Source organism: Arthrobacter sp. H14 (assembly GCF_000520495.1).
Classification (GTDB): domain Bacteria; phylum Actinomycetota; class Actinomycetes; order Actinomycetales; family Micrococcaceae; genus Arthrobacter_C.
This window is the reverse complement of record NZ_KI914706.1, coordinates 30,780-51,701: the sequence shown is the minus strand read 5'-3', so window position 1 is coordinate 51,701 and position 20,922 is coordinate 30,780. Positions and strand designations below refer to the sequence as shown.

Genomic DNA, 20,922 nt, shown 5'->3' with positions numbered 1-20,922 from the left:
CCGGGTACGATGCCGGCGCACCCGCCTGCGCTCCGGGCTGGGCGCCTCGTTCCTGCTGGCCCTCCGCGGCTGCGCCGGACTCCGGATCCGGGACCACTTCGACTTCTTCACGCTGGACGGGCACTGTCATCGTTACATGTTCGGTCACGGTGTATTTGCGCAGCCGAACGCCTTCGGCATTGCGCTCATCAGAGGTGTCATCATCCTTCAAGTCCTGGTCATAGCCGCCGCCATAGCTGCCGTCACCAGCGTCCTCGCGAACAGGCTCCTGCCGCCCGCCCTGCCCGCCGTCGTCGTTCCGGCCTGCTGAGCCGCCACGTTCAGGATCGAGTCCGTAATAGCGGTAGAGCTCAGCTTCCTGCTCACGCTCAAGGTGACCGTGGGCGAGATCGGTCCGTGGTGCGTCTTTGATCTTGTCCCGTCCGTACGGAACACGCACATCATTTCCTTCTACGGCAGCTTCACGCAGGGGAATAAATGTTTCAGAATGGCCAAACAAACCGGTTTTGGCCGTTACCCATTCAGGTTGCTGCGAGTCGTCGCCAACGAAAACTTGCCCGACTTTCCCTACCTTGTCTCCGTTTTGACCGAGAATGGTGCCGGAGTTTTTGAGCAGGTTGTCTATTTGTTCAATGCTGATCATTTATCCTCCTTTGAAAGGGGAATTAGATGATGACGCGCGCCATCTCTGTAACCCGTTGGCTACAACCAGAATATCTAGTCAGCACACTTATGATTTTCTACGTAGACTAGTAGTCAGCGCGCGCTTCCGCAAGGGTGATGCGATCGGAGCATCCTCCAAGGAAACGCGCGGCCGTTATCATCCGCCGGAAAGGAATATTGACCATGTTGCGATTGGTAACCCTCGCTTTTGCGGCGTGGCGTTTCTATCGAAAGCTGAAGCGCAAGCAATATTGATTTGGCTTACGCTTGATACCCCAATTCGCATTGCCGATCAGGCGTTGATCCGGTTCCGGCTCCCGCCGTCCACTCTGCCTGCATCGAAGGATGCCGTTCCCGGACGGCGGACGATGCTTACTGGGTACGAGCGCCTGCGCAGGCTGAACTGAAGCATCAAATGTCCCCTGCGGGCGAGGATGACAGCGATGACGGCAGAGGCCGCCGCCGGAACTGCGCCGGCGATAAAGATGGTGGCATGCGGACCTGCATTTTCCGCCAGCCAGCCGATCATCGGCCCGCCGATCGCCTGCCCGCCAATGAGCACCATGACATAAAGGCTCATAACGCGGCCGCGGATACGCACATTCGAGGACATCTGCACCAGTTGGTTCGCCCCGACCAGGAACAGCAGACAACAGAATCCGGCACAGATCATGAGGGCGGCAAACAACCACATTGAGGGTGCGAACGCGCTCAGTGCCATCATCACCCCGAATGCTCCCGCGCTGCCAATCACAGAGCGCAGCCGCAATGTCCGACGGCGGGTGGAGGCCAGCGCCCCGGCGAGGGCCCCGGCGGCGATCAAGGTGTTGAGCAAACCGTAGCCACTCGCTCCGGTGTGGAAAACTTTATCGGCGAATGCCACCATCAGGACCGGCGAACTCATCGCAAAGACCGCGACGAAGGCGCCAATGACGGATGACCAGAAGAACGCTGGCTTCTTCACCGCATACCGGAAGCCCTCCCGCAGCTGGCCCTTCCCTTTGGGAACGGACGGGGTGCTCGTGAGCTGACTGGTGTTCAGCTTGGCCAATGTGATGATGGTGTAGAGGCACGCGGCCGCATTGACGGCAAAAGCCCATCCACCGCCTACTGCGCCGATCAGAATGCCGCTGACCGCCGGCCCGAGCATGCCGCCCACCTGGAATATGGACGAATTCACGCTGATGGCATTGCGCAGATGCCGCGGACCAACAAGCTCATTGACAAAGACCTGCCGCGCCGGGTTATCAACGACGACGACGAGCCCGAGCACCAGCGCGATGCAGTAGATATGCCAGACCTGAATGCTTCCACTCAGGGCCAGGACGGCCATCAGCGCGGCCATAATTCCCGCGACGGCCTGGGCGATAATCATGATCAGGGGCTTGGAATATCGGTCTGCGATGATGCCGCCGTAGGGCCCCAGCAGGAGCATCGGCGCAAACTGCAGGGCAACCGTGACACCCACCGCTGCTGCACTGCCGGACAGCTCGAACACCAGCCAGTCCTGCGCAATCCGCTGCATCCACATAGCGATCACGGCTACCAAGTGCGAGGCGGCGAACAACCGGAAATTTGGCACTTTCAATGAGACGAAGGTGTCGCGCCAGGCAGGACGTTCGACGGCGGCGGGAATGGGTGCGGTGGCAAGACTGCCACCGATGGAGTTGGCCTGAGTTGGGGGTGCCAAGGTGATTCCTGCGTTTGAGGGCGCAGCTGCGCCGAAGGATTAAAGGGATACGGAAAGAGAAACCGGATCTGCCGATTGCCCGCCGCAGATATCCGCGCTACGGCTATATAGAAGTACGACGGCGGCGTGCCGGTGGAACGGCGGCTTCCCTTTCAGGTTACGCTGGCTCCAGGGTATTGAAGAATTACATACGGTCTATAAATCCCATTACGTTTGGTAATGCGGTCTGCATTCACACGGGAGTGAGCATGTTCGACCCAGTCCAACTCAGGACGTTCCTCGCGGTAGCCGAGACACTGAGTTTTACTCGTGCGGCAGAGCGGCTTGAACTCAGTCAGCCCACCGTGAGCCAGCACATCCGCAAGCTCGAATCCGCCGCCGGCAGGATCCTCATTACCCGTGATACCCGCGAAGTGCGGATGACGGATAACGGAGACGCGATGGCTGGCTTCGCACGGACAATATTGGCCTCCCACGAAGCGGCAGCCGCCTACTTCAGCGGATCCGCCATGCGGGGACGCCTTAGGTTCGGCATGGCGGACGACCTCGCCATTACCGGCCTGCCGCGGATCCTGCGGAACTTCCGTCAGTTGTATCCGCACATAAACCTCGAACTGACGGTCAGCCAGAGCGACAGGCTGCACCGCAAACTGCGTTCCGGCCAGTTGGATCTAGTCTTTATCAAGTGGTGGGCCGGCGGCGACGAAGGCACGACCGTACGGCGCGACTCTTTCGCCTGGGTCGGGCAGGAGCACACCAGCATCGAACCTGGCGCACCGGTGCCATTGGTCAGTTATCCCGCACCTGCGCTGAGCAGGAAACTGGCGATCGACGCACTGGAAAACGCCGGACGGACATGGCGGATTACCTGCACCACCCGTGAAGTTAACGGAATCCTCGCTGCAGTACGCGCCGGCATCGGCATTGCAGTACTGCCCCAGTCGCTGATTCCAGATGACCTGACGCAGGCACATTCCCGCTTTGATCTCCCGGCGATTGGCGAAGTCGATTTCACGCTGGTGCCCAATCCACTGGCCAATCAGGAACTCGTTTCCGCTCTTTGCAGTGCCATTCTGGACCGCACCATGCACAAGTCGCTGTAGCGGACAGGTAGAATTGGTCCGTTATGAATCGAACGATGTTCAAATCCAAAATCCACCGCGCCACGGTTACCCACGCCGACCTGCACTATGTCGGCTCCGTCACTGTGGACCTCGACCTGCTCGAGGCCGCCGACATCCTGCCCGGCGAGCTGGTTTCTATCGTCGATATCACCAACGGCGCACGGCTCGAAACCTACGCGATCGCAGGCGAGCGCGGTTCCGGAGTGGTGGGGATTAACGGTGCGGCCGCCCATCTCATGCATGAGGGCGACCTCGTTATCCTGATTACCTACGGCCAGATGAACACTGCGGAAGCCCGCGAGTATGAACCAATCGTTGTGCACGTCGACGAGAAGAACAAAATCACCCGGCTGGGCAACGATCCGGCCGAAGCTGTGAGCGCCGGCGTCGAACGCCCTCCGCTTTCCATTGTGAGATAGCCGCTACAGCGACTTCATTGATTTACCGCTGTATTATTTGCTGCCGCTGATTTAACTCCTGCATTCAGGATCTTTAAATAACGGCCCGGCAACAATACACAGCATACTTTCCACTTCACCGGTGAATGCTCTTTCTTTAACCGGGTTGAGGGCATATCTTCGAGAGACAGTTGTCTACGAGGATGTGGAGGCACGGTGAGTACGCAGATCGGCAAGGGGCCCCGTGCCCATTCCCGGGGCCGGCGCTTGGCAGCCACCATTGGTTCTTTGGTTATCAGCGCCACCTTACTCACCGGCTGCGGCCCGGAGCGGAGCGCCCCTACCCTGACGTGGTACATCAACCCCGACGCCGGGGGTCAGGCTGAGCTGGCAAAACGGTGCACCGAGGCGGCAAACGGCGACTACTTTATCGAGACTTCCCTTTTGCCCAGAGATGCCGCCGCGCAGCGTGAACAGCTCGCCCGGCGGTTGGCCGCCGGGGACAACTCTTTGGACATCATGAGCATCGACCCGCCGTTTATCCCTGAACTTTCGCTCTTCCTCGAGCCTGTCCCGGAGGACGTGGCCGAACGCACCACCGAAAACACGTTGGAAGGGGCCCTGGCCGGTGCCATGTGGCAGGACGAACTCGTGACTGTTCCGTTCTGGGCCAACACGCAGATCCTCTGGTACCGCGAATCCGTGGCGGAAGCGGCGAATCTGGATATGAGCCAACCTGTGACCTGGGACCAGATCATGGAGGCTGCGGAGAACCAGAACAAGGACCTGGGAGTCCAGGGCGGAGCGGCTGAGTCCATGACGGTCTGGGTCAACGCATTGATCGAATCCGCAGGCGGAGAAATCCTGCGCAATCCCGGTGCTCCCGCCGACCAACTCGAGCTGGGACTGACCAGTGAGGCCGGACGGGAGACGGCGAGGATTATCGGCACCATCGGTGATAAGGGATTGGGTGGGCCCGGCCTGGCGACCTCCAATGAGAACGACTCCTTGACCGGCTTCCAAACGGACGATGGCTCGTTCATGGTCAACTATCCCTTTGTATGGCCTGCCCTGAATGCCGCCGTCGAAGCCGGCACATTGGAACAATCCGTCCTGGATGATGTGGGCTGGGCTTTATACCCCCGCGTTTCCGAGGACCAACCCACTGCCCCTCCCCTGGGCGGTATCAACCTTGGGGTCGGTGCGGAAAGCGACCACCCCGAGCTTGCCTACGACGCCATCGAATGCATTGTCCAACCGGAATATCAGACGTACTACTTCCTCACCAATGGCAACCCGCCATCAAACTCCGAGGCCTACGAAGATCCGCGGATCGAGGAAGAATTCCCCATGGCTTCGACCATCCGCGAGTCCCTCGAACTCGCCGCACCCCGTCCGCAGACTGAGTACTACAACGAAATTTCCAGCGGTATACAGCAGGAATGGTCTCCCCCGGCAAGCGTGGAACCCAACGTCACACCGGAGGAATCCGAAGAGTTCATTCTCGCGGTGCTCAGAGGGGAGAAACTGCTGTGAGCAGTACAACTACGAACAAGCGCAGCCACGCTGCAGATAAGCCGGCCAAGCAGGTGCACAGTGACCGTGTGAAAGCTGAACGGCGGCTGGGCTGGTATCTCGCTGGGCCCGCCTTCGTCGTGATGCTGGCGGTGACGCTGTATCCAATCCTGCAGGCGTTCGTGGAGTCCCTGTTCTCGCTGCGCCTGACGGCCCCGGACCAGAGCGAGTTCATCTGGTTCGCAAACTACATCACTGTCTTGACTGACGTCGTGTGGTGGCGGGACCTGGGTGTCACGTTGCTCATCACAGTCATTACGGTCACCGTAGAACTGGTACTTGGCTTCGCCTTGGCCCTAGTGATGCATAAAGCGATCAAGTCCCTCCGCGGCTTGCTCCGCACCGCCATCCTGGTCCCGTACGGAATCATCACCGTCGTCTCAGCCTATGCGTGGTTCTACGCCTTCGACATCAACTCGGGCTACATCAACTCCTGGTTCAGCTGGCTGCCGTTCATCTCGCCGGACTTGAACTGGTTCGCCGATACTTGGACGGCGCTGTTCGTCATCATGGCCTCCGAAATCTGGAAAACCACGCCCTTCATCTCGCTCCTGCTGCTGGCGGGGCTGGCCCAGGTGCCCGGTGAGCTGACCGAGGCCGCCGAGGTGGACGGTGCTACTTGGTGGGAACGGATGAGGCGGGTGGTTATCCCCAACATGAAGGCAGCCATCATGGTGGCCGTACTGTTCCGGGCACTGGACGCGTTCCGGATCTTCGACAACGTATTCATCATGACCAATGGCGAGCAGGGAACTGAAGTGCTCTCCTTGCTGGCGTACAGAACCTCTATTACCCGGTTGGAGATTGGATTGGGCTCGGCGATTTCCGTATTACTGTTTATTTGCGTCCTATTGATCGCCTTCGCCGCCATCAAGCTTTTCAAAGTGGATCTTTCCGGCACCACAGGAGATAAGTAATGAGAAGCTCTACCCGAAAAGAGAAGATCTGGTGGGCCATTATCAGCGTCCTTGTGCTGATATACGCACTGTTTCCGGTGGCCTCCATCTTCGCCACGTCCTTCAAGACGCCGAGCGACCTGACCTCTGGCAAATTCCTGCCAACGAACTGGACGGGCGAGAACTACGAGCAGATCCTCGTCGGTTCGGCACAGGATCTCTTCCTGCCGGCTCTGCGTAACTCCATCGGAATCACCGTTATCGCCACGTTTATCGCCGTCGTGCTGGCCACACTGTGTGCCTACGCCATTGCCCGGTTGAACTTCCCGGGCAAGAAGCTGATCCTGACGACGGCGCTGGCTGTATCCATCTTCCCCGTGATCTCAATTGTCACGCCGCTGTTCAACCTGTGGCGGAACATCGGCCTTTACGACACCTGGCCCGGCCTGATCATTCCCTACCTCTCGCTGACACTGCCGATCTCCATCTGGACGCTGGCAGCATTTTTCCGGCAGATTCCATGGGAACTTGAGCAGGCCGCGCAGGTGGACGGTGCCACCAGCTGGCAGGCCTTCCGGAAAGCCATCGTTCCGCTGGCCGCACCGGGGGTATTTACGACGGCGATCATCGCCTTCTTCATTGCCTGGAACGACTTTGTGTACGGAATCTCGCTGACCTCAACCGAGGCGGCCCGGCCCGTACCGGCGGCGCTGGCCTTCTTCACCGGCGCATCGCAGTTCCAGTCCCCCACCGGGGCTATCTCAGCCGCGGCGATCATTGTGACCATTCCGATCGTGCTGCTGGTGCTGTTCTTCCAGCGGCAGATCGTTTCAGGATTGACCCAGGGCGCGGTCAAGGGGTAACCCCTCCTTCCATACCCTTAGCCGCTCCCCCGGAGCCCGATTACAGATAAGGACTTGAATCCCATGGCTTCCATAACTCTGAAGAACCTCGTGAAGAAGTACGGCGATGGTTTTCCGGCGGTCAATGACGTCAGCATCGATATTGAAGATGGCGAGTTCATCATCCTCGTCGGCCCGTCCGGTTGCGGCAAGTCGACTTTGCTGCGAATGATCGTCGGATTGGAGGACATCACCGAAGGTGAGTTGCTCATTGATGGTGAGCGGGTTAATGACAAGGCACCGCGTGACCGGAACCTGGCCATGGTGTTCCAGAATTACGCGTTGTACCCACACCTGACGGTCTATGAAAACATTGCCTTCCCACTGCGTCTGGCCAAGGGCAAGCACAGTGAGGATGAGGTCAAGCGGTTGGTGGAAGAGGCCGCCTCGACTCTTGAACTCACTGACCACCTACAACGCAAACCGGCGAATCTGTCCGGTGGCCAGCGGCAGCGGGTGGCAATGGGCAGGGCGATCGTGCGGCAGGCAGATGCTTTCCTCTTCGATGAGCCGCTGTCCAACCTCGATGCCAAACTGCGTGGCCAGATGCGTTCGGAGATCTCGCAGATGCAGCGCCGGCTCGCCGTCACTTCCGTCTACGTCACTCACGATCAGACCGAAGCCATGACGCTGGGCGACCGGGTAGCAGTGTTGAAGAAGGGCGTTCTGCAACAGATCGCTTCCCCCCGGGAACTCTACGAAGAGCCGGCGAATATTTTTGTCGCCGGGTTCATCGGCTCCCCTTCCATGAACTTCATCCCCGGCCAGATCGAAGACGGCAAGCTCAAGACAGTACTCGGTGACTTCGATGTCCCGGCGGAGAAACTGGCCAGAGCTGAGGGTAAGAAGATTGTGATGGTGGGAATCCGGCCCGGGTACTTCGAGGACGCCAAACTGGTGGATGAGGCCAAGAAACAACACGGGGCGACCTTCACCACTGAATTGACGCATACGGAATGGCTCGGCAATGAACAGTACGGCTATTTGAACTTCGAACCGAGCCCGGAGGTGCGCGATCTGCTCAACAGTCTCGCCAAAGATCTCGACGCAGACGAGTTGAAGCCGCAGATCGTGGTGACCCTGGATGCCTCAAGCCGGCTCAGGGCGGGGCGCGAATCCGAGCTATGGCTCGATACCCGCAAACTGCACCTCTTCGATCCGGAAACCGGCGAGAACCTTACCCGCGATGCCGAAGCCGGTGCAGCCCTTACCGATGAGGCCAACCAGGAACGGGCCGAGGAGATCGCCATGGCCCGCGAGCACGACAATTCGGCCGGGGAGCAGCGCGCGTCCTGATCTATTTGTGTTCCACCTCGCACCATTACGCCTCAATATCACTGTTGAAGCCATGAGACGGTAACGTGAAAACGTGCATGCCAGCTCTCCCGCCGTCCGTATAGCAGCCGCCTGGCTGCTCGGTTTGACGTTGGCAATTGCAGCAGGCATCCTGACCATCTTCCTCGTTAACGTGAACGTCTACAGCCCGCAGCAGCAGATCAAGGCGTATCTGCAGGCGCTCGAAGACGGTGATGGGTCCGAGGCACTGGGTTTGTTACGCGCCACCGTCCCCAACGCGAATCCCGCAATGCTCGACGGCGAGGGGCTTCAGTCGGCGATGGATGGCGTCGAGGACGTGAGGATCGGCGAAGCTGCGCCGGATGGCGACGAACGTGTCACTATACCGGTCGAATACAGCGTTGACGGCAACACTCTGACTACTACTTTCACCTTGGAAAAGGTCGACACGGTCTGGATGTTCTTCGATGAATGGGCATTCGTTCCCAGTGTGCTTCCAACTGTCAGCGCCTCAGTCGTGAACGGAAACCACGCCACCATGAACGGTGAAAAAGTAGGCCTTCCCGGCGGCGATGAAACCTTCGCGGTCTTCTACCCCGGCGAGTACACGGCCTCCTACGCGACGAAGTACTTCTCGGCTGAACCGGCCGAGGTTACCGTGAGTACCCGCCAGGACTCCTCGTCCTCACAGCTGACCCTCGCGGCGGAACCGACGCAGCAGCTCATTAACGACGTCGATGCGAGCCTGCAAAAGTACCTGAATGACTGCGCCAAGCAGGACGTCTTCTATCCGGATAACTGCCCGTTCTCCCATCCGGGAACCCCCTTCCTGGCTCCGGGCGCCGATATCTCCTGGTCAGTGACGGAGTATCCGACCGTGGAGATTGACGCCTTTAATGGCGACTGGGTACTGAAACCGCTCACTGGAACTGCTGTGGTCCGAAGCCAGCAGATCGACACCTTCTCGGGCGTCATCACGCCGCTCAAGGCGGAGCATGACTACCGCTTCACGGCACGCCTCAATGTCAGCGACGGCAGCATCAGCGTTACCCCCGTCGTCGAATAACTCAAGCTAACGCAGAGCCTCGCACGGGGCTTTCGAGTGGATCCCTCTAACCGATAGCGGCCCGGACGGTTCCATCTGAGAACAGTCGGAGCTGTTTCCTGCTCAGTCGAGGCCGCGGAGATCCAGCGACAGCTCGGTATCGCCACCGGCAGAGACGCTGACCGGAATGCCCCAGTCCTGCTGGTACATGTGGCAGGCCGCGTGATCCGGGATCTCGCCGCCTTCCTCACCATCGCAGGCGGCCGCACGGGCAGTAATGTGCAGGACTCCTTCAGGGACGTCCGGCGACAGGGTCAGGACGCGGTTCAACCCAACGGAAGTTCCACCGCCGCCGGTCAGCAACTCTGGTGGTGTGGCGGAAATCTTCAACTGTGTGGGGTCGCCCCAGCGGTCATCCAGCTTCTGCCCGGTGGGAGCCGAGAACCGGACGGCCAGCTCAAAGCCGCCGGGAGCGACGTCGGTGCGCGGCCGCTGCGTCTGGGACGCGCCCTCATCCACCCGCTGGGCGGACTTGGGGATGGGAATCCGGACCAGCTGATGCTTGTTGGACTCGACCACGATCAAGACCGGCTCACCCGCTCCGCCATCGGCCGCCGCGGTATCGAGCAGCACATCGGACGGCTCAGCCAGACCCTGCGCCAAGGTAGTCATCTGGCGGGTGGCGGGGTCGAACCGGCGGACCGCTCCGTTGTACGTATCGGCGATGGCCACAGAGCCGTCGGGAAGGTCCGCCACCCCGAGGGGGTGCTGCATCCGGGCGTCCTCGACCTCGCCGTCGCGGAATCCAAAGTCGAACAGCCCGGTCCCGACGGCGGTATGCACCTGCACGCCGGTTCCGGCCCCACCTTTGAGGTCGAGGAAGCTCACAACCCGCACGGCCGACGATTCCGAATCCGCGACCCAGATATTGCCGTTTGCGTCCTGCGCCAGTCCGGAGGGCTGCGCGAACCACGCATCCGGTGCCGCCCCGTCAAGCAGCCCTTCATCGCCTGTTCCGGCGAAGATGCCGACCCTGTTCGAGACGGGATCGAAGGAGAAGAGCTGGTGCACTCCGGCCATGGCGATAATCAGCGCTTCGGCCTGTTCGGACCAGAGAACATCCCATGGTGAGGACAGCGCCACGGTGTGCGGCGCACGGTATTCCAGTGGGGTGCTGGTCGTTTCCACGGCCACGGCGGCGGCCGGCACGGCTGACTCTCCCGACGAGCCGTCCAACCCGGCCCCGGCGAAGGCGCCGTCCATGGATCCTGCCACAGCGGGCTCGGCCAGTTTATGCGAGACTGCAGCTTCCGCCTGGTCGGCGGCATCCGATTCCTTGGCCGTGCGGCGGGACGCTTCGGCGTCGAGCAGCCGCTGCACCCCGGAGCCGACGACGGTGGTGACCTCGCCGGAATCCAGCCGGACCCCGCGCAACAGATGGTTAACAGAATCGGCGATGACGACGTCGTACCCGCATCGGTTCCGGACGCTCTCCGGAAGCAGCGCCAGCCCCTGCGGTTCATTGAACTGAGCCTGATCGGGTCCGCCGTCGGCTGAGCCGCGGTCGCCCGTCCCGATGGTGCGGACCACGGTGGTCAGGTCCGGTTCGAACTCGACGAGACGGTGGTGCCCGGTGTCTCCGACGAGGAAATTGCCCGAGGGCAGCGCCAGCACCTTGCCGGGGAACCTCAGGTCGCGCGACGGCGTCTCGGCGGGCACATAGGGACCATCGCCGCGGTGCAGCGTGCCTTTTGCCTCATGCTCGGCCACCAGTTCATCGACCAGCGACTCGAGTCCGCCGGCGTGGCCTTCCCCTGCCAGATGGGCAACGATATAGCCGTCCGGATCGACGACGACGAGGGTTGGCCAGGCGCGGGCGGTGTAGGCCTGCCAAGTGGTCAGTTCCGGGTCGTCCAGTACCGGGTGGTGGATTTCGTAGCGCTCCACGGCCGAAGCGAGCGCTTCCGGATCCGCCTCGTGTTCGAACTTGGGCGAATGCACCCCGACGATGACGAGCTCATCGGCGTACTTTTCCTCCAGCGGACGCAGCTCGTCGATCACATGCAGGCAGTTGATACAGCAGAAGGTCCAAAAATCGAGGAGGACAATCTTTCCCCGAAGATCGGCTAACTGAAGTTTCTTTCCGCCGGTGTTCAACCAGCCGCGGCCCTCGAGTTCTGAAGCGCGCACACGGTAGTTGGTTCTCATTAGGTCCTTCGCTCGTCTATCTTCTCGTCACGTTCAGCCAGTGTGGCAAACATATCGTTATAAGCGCTAAGTTCGGACTCATTATTTCTGTCCGCGGCCCTATCTTTACGTTTCGTTTCACGCGCGTCCGTCCGCGACCACATCATCGCGACGATAATCGCCACCGCGACGGTCGGTATTTCGCCAATGCCCCACGCGATTGCGCCGCCGAGCTGCTGGTCCTCCAGCGCCGATGGCCCCCATGGCCTGCCGAGGTTCCCGAACCAGCTGGCCTGGATCAACGACGTCGAACCCATGATGGCAACACCGAAGAAGGCATGGAAAGCCATCGTCGCCAGCAACATCAGCAGGCGAAGCGGGTACGCCGCCCGGCGCGGAACGGGGTCAATGCCGATCAGCGAGAGGACGAACAGGTACCCGGTAATCACGAAGTGCAGGTTCATCAATTCGTGGCCGATGTGCTCCCGCAGGGCGAAGCCGAACAGCGGTGAGTAGTAGAACAGGATGATGCTGCCGGCGAAGTTCACCGCCACGAAGATGGGGTGGGTGACCAGCTGGGAAAACTTCGAGTGCACGATGACGAGGATCCACTCGCGGATCCCCCGCGTTCCGTCCCCGCGCGGCCTGAGGGCCTTCAGCGCGAGCGTGATCGGGGCACCAAGCACCAGGAAGATCGGCACAATCATGGTCAGTGCCATGTGATCGACCATGTGGGCGCTGAACAGCACCCGCCCGTACACCGCCGGCGGTCCGGAGGTGAAGTAGGTCAGTGCGAGCAACCCGATGATCCAGCTGATCGTCCGCAGCCAGGACCAGCTGTCGCCACGCCTGCTGACCTTGTGCCGGCCGATCAAATAGCCGATGCCAAGGGTGAGCGCCAGCGCGATCCAGATCCAGTCGATACGCCACTCGGTGAGCCAGCGTATCGGCGTCAGTTCCGGAGGCAGTGCATATCCGGTGAGGATCCGGGCGGGCGTGGCATCCGGGGCCAGCTCTTCCGGCACCGGAGTAGCTGTACGGCTCAGCGCGACGGCGACGCCGACTGTAGCGCCCATGATGCTCAGTTCACCGAGGATCAGCTGCCACAGGGCCCGGCGGGCGGACATTGCCCGGCCTGTCGACGAAGCGGTCAGCTGCGGCAGCACCCATTGACGGTGCATGAAACCGATCGCACCGAGCAGCACGGTGGCGAACGTCTTGACCAGCACCAGCTGCCCGTATTCGGAGGTCAGGGCGGCGAAGTCCCCCAGCCGGACGGCCGCATTGACGATTCCGGACGCGGCCACGAGGACGAAAGCAAAACCAGCCAGTGTGGAGAAGCGGCCCAGTACGACGGCGGTGATGTCCTTGGTGGTGCGGCTGCCGGCCAGCTGCTTGGAGACGACCGCCAGGGCGATGATCCCGCCCACCCAGAGGCAGACGCCAATCAGGTGAAGTCCGAGGGAGCTGACGGCGCCTTCGTGATCGGCGGCACTGGCCGAGTGTCCCACCAACGCCATCGGGACGAGCGCCATCGTGGCCAGCACCGCCGTCAGGCCAAGGCCGGTCAGTGACCGGACACCGAAGGTCAGAGTGCTGACGATGGCCGCAATGATCGTGACCGCGAGCCAGGCACGGCCCACCTCGAGGTCGCTCATGAAGTAGATCAACTGGCTGGTGTACTGCTCCCCCGAACTGACGGGCAACCCCGCCGCATCGGAAAAGGTGAACACCAGCACGGCGATCGCGGACAGCGTCCAGACCACCGAGGCGCTGGAGGCCAACAGCATTACGCGTGCAAATGCGGGATGCTCCGGTTCAGCCTCTGTTTCAGGACTCCTGCCGCGGCGGATGCCGCCGGTCCGTTTGGGAAGGATGACCACAGCGAAGAGGAGCGAACCGATCACGGCGGCCAGCGCCATGTTGTGGATCGCGTCGGCGAGCGGCAGTCCCCAGCGGACTATGGCTCCAGGGTCTCCGGCGATCCGGGCGGCAGCCGCTCCGGAGAAGATGAGCGCCAAGACGGTGCCCAGCACCGTTGCGCCCAAGCCAACCAACAGCCACGGGGAACCGATACCGACGCCGGGCTGTGCCGCCGTCGTACCTGGCCCCGCGCTGGAACTCGTCTGATTGCTTGCTGCAGGCACGTTATCTATTCTCGACTCTTTGTAGAAAATGCACTAATCCTGTGCCACTTATCACTCTAGTCCGTACATCAGGGGCGAACCTTGGACTTAGGTTGTTCGACGCCGGCACCCCCGGTGGATGGGCACGAAACTTAGTGCGGGCATGAGAAAGGGGCGGCAACCAACCGGTCGCCGCCCCTGACTGTCTAGCTGTTTAGCTGCGTCAGCAGAAGGATTACTTCGCCGCTGCCTTGAGCTTGCTGCCGGCAGTGAGCTTGACGCTGTGACCGGCTGCGATCTGGATGGTCTCACCTGTCTGCGGGTTGCGGCCCTGGCGAGCTGCACGGTCGGTGCGCTCAACTGCAAGCCAACCCGGGATGGTGATCTTCTCGCCGTTGGAGACCGAGGTCGAGAAAACCTCGAACAGGGCGTCAAGGACGGAGTTCACTGCGGTCTGGCTGGTGTCAGCCTTGGCAGCAACTTCGGAAACCAGTTCACTACGGTTCTTAGCCATTTATGTCCTCCTGGACTCTTCTTCAGCTCGAGCACAGCACGGGTGTGAGTGCCTCTGTTCGAAAAACCTACCAGCTTCGCGGCAAAAGACCTGCAAATTCGGGCATTTTCAGGGTTTTTTCAGCGAAATGACGGTAAATTGGCCGGTATTTAAGGGTTCTGGCGGCTCTGGGGCCTCTAATCAGGTGCAAGCCTGCCAAACGGACAGGCAGGCATCCGGGCATGAAAAAGGGCGGCAACCCGAAGGTCACCGCCCTTTTCGAAAGCCTTAGCCGTTGCTTACCAGCTGGACTTGGTCACGCCGGGAAGCTCGCCCCGGTGTGCCATGTCGCGGAAGCGGACGCGGGAAATTCCAAACTTCTGGAGCGTTCCACGCGGACGGCCATCGATCTGGTCGCGGTTGCGCAGGCGCACCGGTGATGCGTTGCGCGGCAGCTTCTGCAGGCCGAGGCGTGCCTCTTCGCGTGCTTCGTCCGAAGCGTTCTCGTCAACCAGCGTCTTCTTCAGTTCGAGGCGCTTGGTGGCGTAACGGTCTACAACAAGCTTGCGCTGCTCATTGCGTGCAATCTTTGACTTCTTCGCCATGCTTAGCGCTCCTCTCGGAATTCGACGTGTTTACGGATTTTCGGGTCGTATTTCTTCATGACCAGGCGGTCAGGATTGTTACGACGGTTCTTGCGGGTTACGTAGGTGTACCCGGTGCCCGCGGTGGACTTGAGCTTAATGATGGGACGTACGTCCTGTGCTTTCGCCATTAGAGCTTCACCCCGCGGGACATGATGTCAGCGACCACGGCGTCAATGCCACGCACGTCGATGGTCTTGATGCCCTTGGCAGATACCTGCAGGGTCACGTTGCGGCGCAGGGATGGGACCCAGTAGCGCTTCTTCTGAATGTTCGGGTCGAACCGGCGCCTGGTGCGGCGGTGCGAGTGCGAAATGCTGTTTCCAAAGCCCGGCTCGGCTCCGGTCACTTGGCAGTGGGCTGCCATGACTCTCCTCCAGTAGTTGATGTAACGGTACGCAGTTATTTGCAACTGTTTACATTGCGGTTAAGAGCGTCCCGTCACCAGTAATGACACCGTTATTACTGCGGACTATCCGTAAGAGTCTTCCAACAGCTGACTGCTGGAATCCCTCGCCGCGGGGAAAGACGGTGAAGATCAGGTGCCTCAGGAGTGGACTCCACCACTACGACAGCCTTCAATTCTAGGTATGTACGGGTTCTCGCGCAACTTACAGCCTGCGTAGTTGGGTGTCAGCAGGCCTCAGTGCGCGACTTAACGCTAGTCCAGTTTAGGGCGGCGGCGTTCATATGGCCAATTGAGCCCGGCGGCGGTGACTGACCTCACTCCCGCGCGCCACCGGCGGTGCGCGGAGCCTGTTGCGTCTGTGCTTATTCCCCTTCGCGCAGCAACCAGTGATTCGGCGCCAGCCGGCCCACGATCTTCTTGCCAACCCGTTCCAGGTCAGCCACATCCTGTTCGTCCAGCCCGTCAAAGATCAGGTCCCGCACGGTGCTGACATGCCCGGGCGCCATGGATTCGATGGTGGACATTCCATCGTCGGTGAGGCACGCCGTCGTCACCCGCGCGTCCATTGCGCTGGGCCTGCGTTCAACCCAGCCACGGTCCTCGAGCTTCCGCACTACGTGCGACAACCGCGAAAGCGACGAACTGGTCCTGGCTGCGAGCTCGCTCATCGGCAGCGTCCGGTCCTGCGCCTCGGAAAGCATGGCCAGAACGTTGTAGCTGAAGAGCGAGAGTTTACCCTCGCGCAGCAACTGGCTGTCGAAGGTCGCCGGCAGCACCGTGGAGGTAAAGACAAGCGCAAGCCAGGCCTGCCGCTCCTGGGGCGTGAGCCATTGGGGTTCAGTCATAATCCGATTATCCCACAGGCACTTGACACTTCAACCGCAATGGAGTTACCTTAGTTGTAGCTTCAAGTTATGAGAGTGCGAAGCAACCCACTACGGAGCGACTCAGCATGAAAAACCTACTTAACCGCCTCTTCGGAAAGAAGAAAACAATGACCACCATCAGCATCGTCGGCACCGGCAACATGGCACGCGGCATCGGTTCCCGTGCACTCGCAGCGGGCCAGACCGTACAGTTCCTCAACCGGGACGCCGCCAAGGCAGCGGAATTGGCATCTGAACTCGGAAAGGGCGCAACCTCCGGCTCCAGCACGGAGGCACCGGAAGCCGGCATTGTCGTCCTGGCTCTGCCGTTCGACGGCGCGAAGGACTATGTTTCGGCCAACGCCGGTGCTTTGGCAGGCAAAGTCTTGATCGACATCACCAACCCGTTGAACTTCGAAACGTTCGACTCACTGGTCGTTCCGGCCGACAGTTCCGCAGCGGAAGAAATCGCCAAGCTGGTGCCGAACGCCCAGGTCGTCAAGGCCTTCAACACCACGTTCGCCGGCACACTGGCAGAGGGCAAGGTCGATGGAAAGCCGCTGGACGTCTTCATTGCCGGTGCCGACGAGGCCCGTGCCCAGGTGGCCGAATTCGCCCGCAATGCGGGCCTGCGCCCCCTGGAGGTCGGCGGACTGCATCACGCACGCGAGCTCGAAGGTTTCCAGCTGCTGGTGATGGCGATGCAGGCCAATCCTGCCTTCGAATCCTTCAACTGGAACACCGGTCTCAAAATTCTCAACTAATACCCTCGGCGGCAACCGCCGGTACGTACGAGTGGCGCCCCGGCATAGCCGGCGGCGCCACCGTCATCCAACCGGACCCGGCGTTCGCGCCGCTACAGATCAGGAGCGGTCGTCGAAGCTGGCGAGGACGAACGCATAGTCCCAGGCCCGGTCCTTCCAGCCCTCGTACCGGCCGCTGGCCCCGCCATGGCCGCCCTGCATTTCCGTCTTGAGCACGACCGGACCGCTCCCCGGCGCCACCTCGCGCAGCTTCACCACCCATTTGGCCGGCTCCACATACAGCACACGCGTGTCGTGCAGACTCGTCACCGCCGCAATCTTCGGGTATTTCACGTTCCGGATATTTTCGTACGGCGAGTACGAGGCCATGTATTCGTAAACCTCGGCGCTCTCGATCGGGTTGCCCCACTCCTCCCATTCGAGGGCGGACAGCGGCAGGTCCGGGTCCAGAATGCTGGTGAGGGCGTCCACAAAAGGCACCTGCGCGACGACGCCGCAATACAGTTCCGGTGCCAGGTTCAGCACCGCACCCATCAGCAGTCCACCGGCGCTGCCGCCCATCGTGGCCAGCTGTCCCGGTGCCGCCCAGCCCTCGTCAAGCAGGTAACGGGAGCAGTCCACGAAGTCGGTGAAGCTGTTGCGCTTGTTGAGCTTCTTGCCTTCCTCGTACCAGGGCCGGCCCAGTTCCCCGCCGCCCCGCACATGCGCGATGGCGAAGACGACGCCGCGGTCCAGCAGCGAGAGCCGCGGGATGGAAAATTCCGGGTCCATGGAGATCTCGTAGGACCCGTAGCCATAGATCAGCGCGTTATGCGTCCCGTCCGGTTCAATTCCGGCCTTGGAAATCAGCGACATCGGGATCTTGGTTCCGTCCGCGGCCGTCACCCAGAGCCGGCGCTGCTGATAGTCCGCCGGGTTGTATCCACCCAGGACAGGCGTTTCCTTCCGCAACGCCAGTTCTCCAGCCGCCAGCCCGCCGTCCGCACCCCCGGTGCCGAGTCCGACGTCGTAAATTCTTGGCGGGGTAATGAAGGAACGGTAGGCGATCCGGATTGACGGGGCGTCGTAGTCGGTTGCGGAACCCGAGCAGGAGAACAATTCCTCGTCGAAGTCCGGCGACCACCACGGCTGCTGCCGTTCGGTGCCCAGCCCGTCCAGAGGCAGGATTTTCACCGTTTCCAGCGTGTTCTCGCGCACGCCGAGCAGCAGGTGTCCGCGCAGCGCCGACGCGCCCTCGATCCGCCGGGTGCCGGAATGCGCGATCACCGTCTTCCATTCGGCCGGTGGCGCGCCCATGGTGACCAGCGAGACCATCGAGTTGGCGGCGTCGTAATCATGCACCGCGACAAAGTGGTCTGCACCGTCCAGCTCAACATGTTCGACGTCGTAGAGCACCTTGGCCTCGCGGCTCAGGACGAGCTGCGGGGCGGCATCGGGTACGGAGACGTCGAGGATATGGACCTCGCTGAATTCGCTGCAGCCGGAGGAGATGAACAGGTACTTGCGGCTGGCTGAGGCCTCCGCGCCCACCCACATGCCCTGGTCCGGGTCGGTATAGACGGCAGTATCGTCGGAGACCGGCGTGCCGAGAATGTGCCGGCGGATCTCGTACGGGCGCCAGGAATCGTCGACGACGGTGTAGAAGACCGCCGTCGCGTCCAGGCTGAAGTCGGCGGAGTAGAAGACATCGGGGATTTCGTCCGGGAGGATTTCGCGGGAGCGCAGGTCCTTGATCCGCAGGGTGAACCGCTCATCGCCCTTCAGGTCCAGCGAGTAGGCCAGGAAGTTCCCCGATGGTGAAACGGTGAACGCGCCGATGGCGAAGAACGGCTGGCCTTCGGCCTCGGCATTGCCATCCAGGAGGAGCTGCTCGCCCTCGAAAGGGACACCGGGTTCGATGACCGGCGGCGTCCAGTCCCCGGTGGCCGCCGTCCGGTAGAACATCGGATACTGGCCGCCTTCGACCGTGCGGGCGTAGTACCACCAGTCGCCATTGCGCGCCGGAACGGAGAGGTCCGTCTCCAGGGTGCGGGACTTGATCTCGTTGAAGATGTCGGTGCGCAGCTGCTCGTGGTCCGCTGTGACCGCATCGGTGTACTCATTCTCGGCCTTGAGATGGGACAGCACCTGCTCGGATTCCTTGTCCCGCAGCCACTCGTAGTTGTCCACGAATTCGTGGCCGTGATGAACGCGTGTTGTAGGGATCCGGGGCGCGGCGGGAGGTGTTTCAGACATGCGCCAAGCCTACCCAAGAGCCGGCAACGTCAGCTGCGTTCGGCCACCCGGCACAGTTCGGGGTACCGGGCGGAGAGGGAATCGCCTGAGGACACTCCCCGGATCCGGCGGCTGAACCAAGGCCCAACGAAGTTTCGCACCCAGTCTGCCTCCGCCTTCAGCGCCTCCAGCCTCGCCACCGGCGTCAGTTCGCCGAACCGGGGGAGCTCGATGGCGTGTTCCGCCTCCAGCTTTTCCAGCACCTTGGCTGCCATGTTGATGTGTCCCGCGGTGGACATATGCAACCGGTCGGTATCCCACATCCGCCGGTCTTCGTACTCATCAAAGCGCCAGTAGTCGACGATGATCGCTCCGTACTTGTCCGCGATTTCGCGCAGCAGCTCGTTGTAGATCGCCGTCCGCCCCCGCATTTTGCCGAAGACCGGCGAGGCCACGGCGTCGAAACCGGTAAACAGGACGACGTCGGCTCCGGTGGCTGCCAGCCGGGCGACACCGTCGTCGTACTTCTCCATCAGCAGATCAATGTTGATCTGGGTCCGCAGGATGTCATTCCCGCCGGCGTAGATGGTGACCAGGGTCGGTTCAAGGGCGACGGCGGCGTCGATCTGTTCGGCCATGATCCGGCCGAGCTTCCGGCCGCGGATCGCGAGGTTCGCATAGCCCCAGCCTGCATCCGACATACAGAGCTGCTCGGCTACACGGTCCGCCCAACCGCGCACGCCATGGGGAAGATTCGGATCAGGGTCACCGACACCTTCGGTAAAAGAGTCGCCCAGGGCCACAAACCGCTTAGCAAAAGTCACCAAAACAGATTACAACCTCGTGAAGGCACTGTTGCAGCGCGGCCGCATTGGCTAGCGTGGAGATGTTGGGAAAGCGAGGAGCGTCACGATGCGTATTGCCATTGTCGGAGCGACGGGAAATGTCGGCACCGCCCTGCTTCGCCGGATCCAGGAATCCGGCGTCGAAACCGAAATTGTTGGAATTGCACGCCGGAAGCCGGCCACGAACCGGGAGCCGTACCACGGTGTCACCTGGCACGAAATCGATATCGGCCGCTTTGATGCGCCGGACAAACTCGCCGCGGCGCTGGAAGGCGTGGACGCCGTCGTACATCTTGGCTGGATCCTGCAGCCAAACCACGATGAAGAGGAGCTGTACCGGGTCAATGTGACCGGGACCGGCCATGTTACGGCGGCAGCTGGCAAAGCCGGAGTGCGCCAGTTCGTCTATGCATCCTCGGTAGGGGCCTACAGCCCGGCGCCCAAGGACCGCCGCACCGGCGAGGACTGGCCCACCGGTGGCATCCATACCTCCCACTACAGCCGGCAGAAAGCGGCTGTGGAGCGCGTCATCGACCGGTTCGAAGCCACTTATCCGAAAATTGTCGTCAGCCGTCTTCGACCCGGATTGATCTTCCAGACCGCCAACGGCAGCGAGGCGGGACGGTACTTCCTCGGGCCGCTGGTACCTAAGAGCCTGGCCGATAAGATCAAGCTGCCCGTCCTGCCGCTGCCGCGCACGATGATTTTCCAGGCCGTGCATTCCGACGACGTAGCCGATGCGTACTGGCGGGTGCTGGAACTTCGGGCAGGTGGAGCATTCAACA

General features: G+C 61.4%; 20 protein-coding genes. 9 read left to right on the top strand and 11 right to left on the bottom strand.

Annotation, left to right across the window (positions count from 1 at the left end; genetic code table 11):
• Positions 1–643: DUF2382 domain-containing protein (locus tag Y707_RS28450; protein WP_051442299.1), on the bottom strand; the 643-nt coding region annotated here is incomplete at its 3' end.
• A 312-nt stretch (positions 644–955) separates the two neighbouring features.
• Positions 956–2,353: an MFS transporter gene (locus Y707_RS28445; RefSeq protein WP_442853322.1), complete on the bottom strand. Its 1,398-nt coding sequence runs from the start codon at positions 2,351–2,353 to the stop codon at positions 956–958.
• A gap of 248 nt (positions 2,354–2,601) precedes the next feature.
• Between Y707_RS28445 and Y707_RS0121695 the strand changes: the two genes are divergently transcribed.
• From Y707_RS0121695 to Y707_RS0121665, 7 genes are all read left to right on the top strand, one after another.
• Positions 2,602–3,456 carry a LysR family transcriptional regulator gene (locus Y707_RS0121695; protein ID WP_026536596.1) on the top strand — a complete coding sequence of 285 codons (855 nt, stop codon included), beginning with the start codon at positions 2,602–2,604 and terminating at the stop codon, positions 3,454–3,456.
• A 23-nt stretch (positions 3,457–3,479) separates the two neighbouring features.
• Positions 3,480–3,896 carry an aspartate 1-decarboxylase gene (gene panD / locus Y707_RS0121690; RefSeq protein ID WP_026536595.1) on the top strand — a complete coding sequence of 139 codons (417 nt, stop codon included), beginning with the start codon at positions 3,480–3,482 and terminating at the stop codon, positions 3,894–3,896.
• Positions 3,897–4,091: 195 nt separating this feature from the next.
• Complete coding sequence (locus Y707_RS0121685) at positions 4,092–5,411, top strand: extracellular solute-binding protein (RefSeq protein WP_442853321.1); 1,320 nt, start codon at positions 4,092–4,094, stop codon at positions 5,409–5,411.
• 53 nt (positions 5,412–5,464) lie between these two features.
• The gene (locus tag Y707_RS0121680; RefSeq protein WP_442853324.1) at positions 5,465–6,367 is read left to right on the top strand and encodes a carbohydrate ABC transporter permease; all 903 of its coding nucleotides are present in this window, start codon (positions 5,465–5,467) and stop codon (positions 6,365–6,367) included.
• Entirely contained in the window at positions 6,367–7,209 is an 843-nt protein-coding gene (locus tag Y707_RS0121675; protein WP_026536592.1) for a carbohydrate ABC transporter permease, read from the top strand. Before Y707_RS0121680 ends, Y707_RS0121675 begins: the two co-directional genes overlap by 1 nt.
• Before the next feature lie 63 nt (positions 7,210–7,272).
• A complete protein-coding gene (locus Y707_RS0121670) occupies positions 7,273–8,544 on the top strand; it encodes an ABC transporter ATP-binding protein (RefSeq protein WP_026536591.1) in 1,272 nt (423 codons plus the stop codon).
• Positions 8,545–8,617: 73 nt separating this feature from the next.
• Positions 8,618–9,610 carry a zinc ribbon domain-containing protein gene (locus tag Y707_RS0121665; RefSeq protein ID WP_035783191.1) on the top strand — a complete coding sequence of 331 codons (993 nt, stop codon included), beginning with the start codon at positions 8,618–8,620 and terminating at the stop codon, positions 9,608–9,610.
• Between the two features lie 102 nt (positions 9,611–9,712).
• Here the strand turns inward: Y707_RS0121665 and Y707_RS0121660 are convergent, their stop codons facing one another.
• The 7 genes from Y707_RS0121660 to Y707_RS0121630 all read right to left on the bottom strand — a co-directional run bounded on the left by Y707_RS0121660 (position 9,713) and on the right by Y707_RS0121630 (position 16,293).
• A complete protein-coding gene (locus Y707_RS0121660) occupies positions 9,713–11,797 on the bottom strand; it encodes an NHL domain-containing thioredoxin family protein (RefSeq protein ID WP_026536589.1) in 2,085 nt (694 codons plus the stop codon).
• Positions 11,797–13,923 carry a bifunctional copper resistance protein CopD/cytochrome c oxidase assembly protein gene (locus tag Y707_RS0121655; RefSeq protein ID WP_026536588.1) on the bottom strand — a complete coding sequence of 709 codons (2,127 nt, stop codon included), beginning with the start codon at positions 13,921–13,923 and terminating at the stop codon, positions 11,797–11,799. The genes Y707_RS0121660 and Y707_RS0121655 overlap by 1 nt, the downstream gene beginning before the upstream one ends.
• 214 nt (positions 13,924–14,137) lie before the next feature.
• The gene (locus Y707_RS0121650; RefSeq protein ID WP_026536587.1) at positions 14,138–14,416 is read right to left on the bottom strand and encodes an HU family DNA-binding protein; all 279 of its coding nucleotides are present in this window, start codon (positions 14,414–14,416) and stop codon (positions 14,138–14,140) included.
• 278 nt (positions 14,417–14,694) lie between these two features.
• Positions 14,695–15,000: a 30S ribosomal protein S14 gene (rpsN, locus tag Y707_RS0121645; protein ID WP_026536586.1), complete on the bottom strand. Its 306-nt coding sequence runs from the start codon at positions 14,998–15,000 to the stop codon at positions 14,695–14,697.
• A gap of 2 nt (positions 15,001–15,002) precedes the next feature.
• Positions 15,003–15,170 carry a 50S ribosomal protein L33 gene (gene rpmG / locus Y707_RS0121640; protein ID WP_026536585.1) on the bottom strand — a complete coding sequence of 56 codons (168 nt, stop codon included), beginning with the start codon at positions 15,168–15,170 and terminating at the stop codon, positions 15,003–15,005.
• Positions 15,170–15,406, bottom strand: a complete 237-nt coding sequence (gene rpmB, locus Y707_RS0121635) for a 50S ribosomal protein L28 (protein WP_026536584.1) — start codon at positions 15,404–15,406, stop codon at positions 15,170–15,172. Before rpmB ends, rpmG begins: the two co-directional genes overlap by 1 nt.
• 404 nt (positions 15,407–15,810) lie before the next feature.
• Complete coding sequence (locus tag Y707_RS0121630) at positions 15,811–16,293, bottom strand: MarR family winged helix-turn-helix transcriptional regulator (RefSeq protein ID WP_026536583.1); 483 nt, start codon at positions 16,291–16,293, stop codon at positions 15,811–15,813.
• A gap of 107 nt (positions 16,294–16,400) precedes the next feature.
• On the opposite strand from Y707_RS0121630, the gene Y707_RS0121625 reads away from it, so the two are divergent.
• Positions 16,401–17,078, top strand: a complete 678-nt coding sequence (locus tag Y707_RS0121625; RefSeq protein WP_253905297.1) for an NADPH-dependent F420 reductase — start codon at positions 16,401–16,403, stop codon at positions 17,076–17,078.
• A 99-nt stretch (positions 17,079–17,177) separates the two neighbouring features.
• Here Y707_RS0121625 and Y707_RS0121620 read toward each other — a convergent pair whose 3' ends face one another.
• The gene (locus Y707_RS0121620) at positions 17,178–19,313 is read right to left on the bottom strand and encodes a S9 family peptidase (RefSeq protein WP_026536581.1); all 2,136 of its coding nucleotides are present in this window, start codon (positions 19,311–19,313) and stop codon (positions 17,178–17,180) included.
• A 29-nt stretch (positions 19,314–19,342) separates the two neighbouring features.
• Positions 19,343–20,116 (bottom strand): SGNH/GDSL hydrolase family protein, encoded by a 774-nt coding sequence (locus tag Y707_RS0121615; protein ID WP_026536580.1) that lies wholly within the window; start codon positions 20,114–20,116, stop codon positions 19,343–19,345.
• 88 nt (positions 20,117–20,204) lie between these two features.
• On the opposite strand from Y707_RS0121615, the gene Y707_RS28440 reads away from it, so the two are divergent.
• A partial coding sequence (locus tag Y707_RS28440) for an NAD-dependent epimerase/dehydratase family protein (RefSeq protein ID WP_035783188.1) occupies positions 20,205–20,922 on the top strand: 718 nt, incomplete at its 3' end.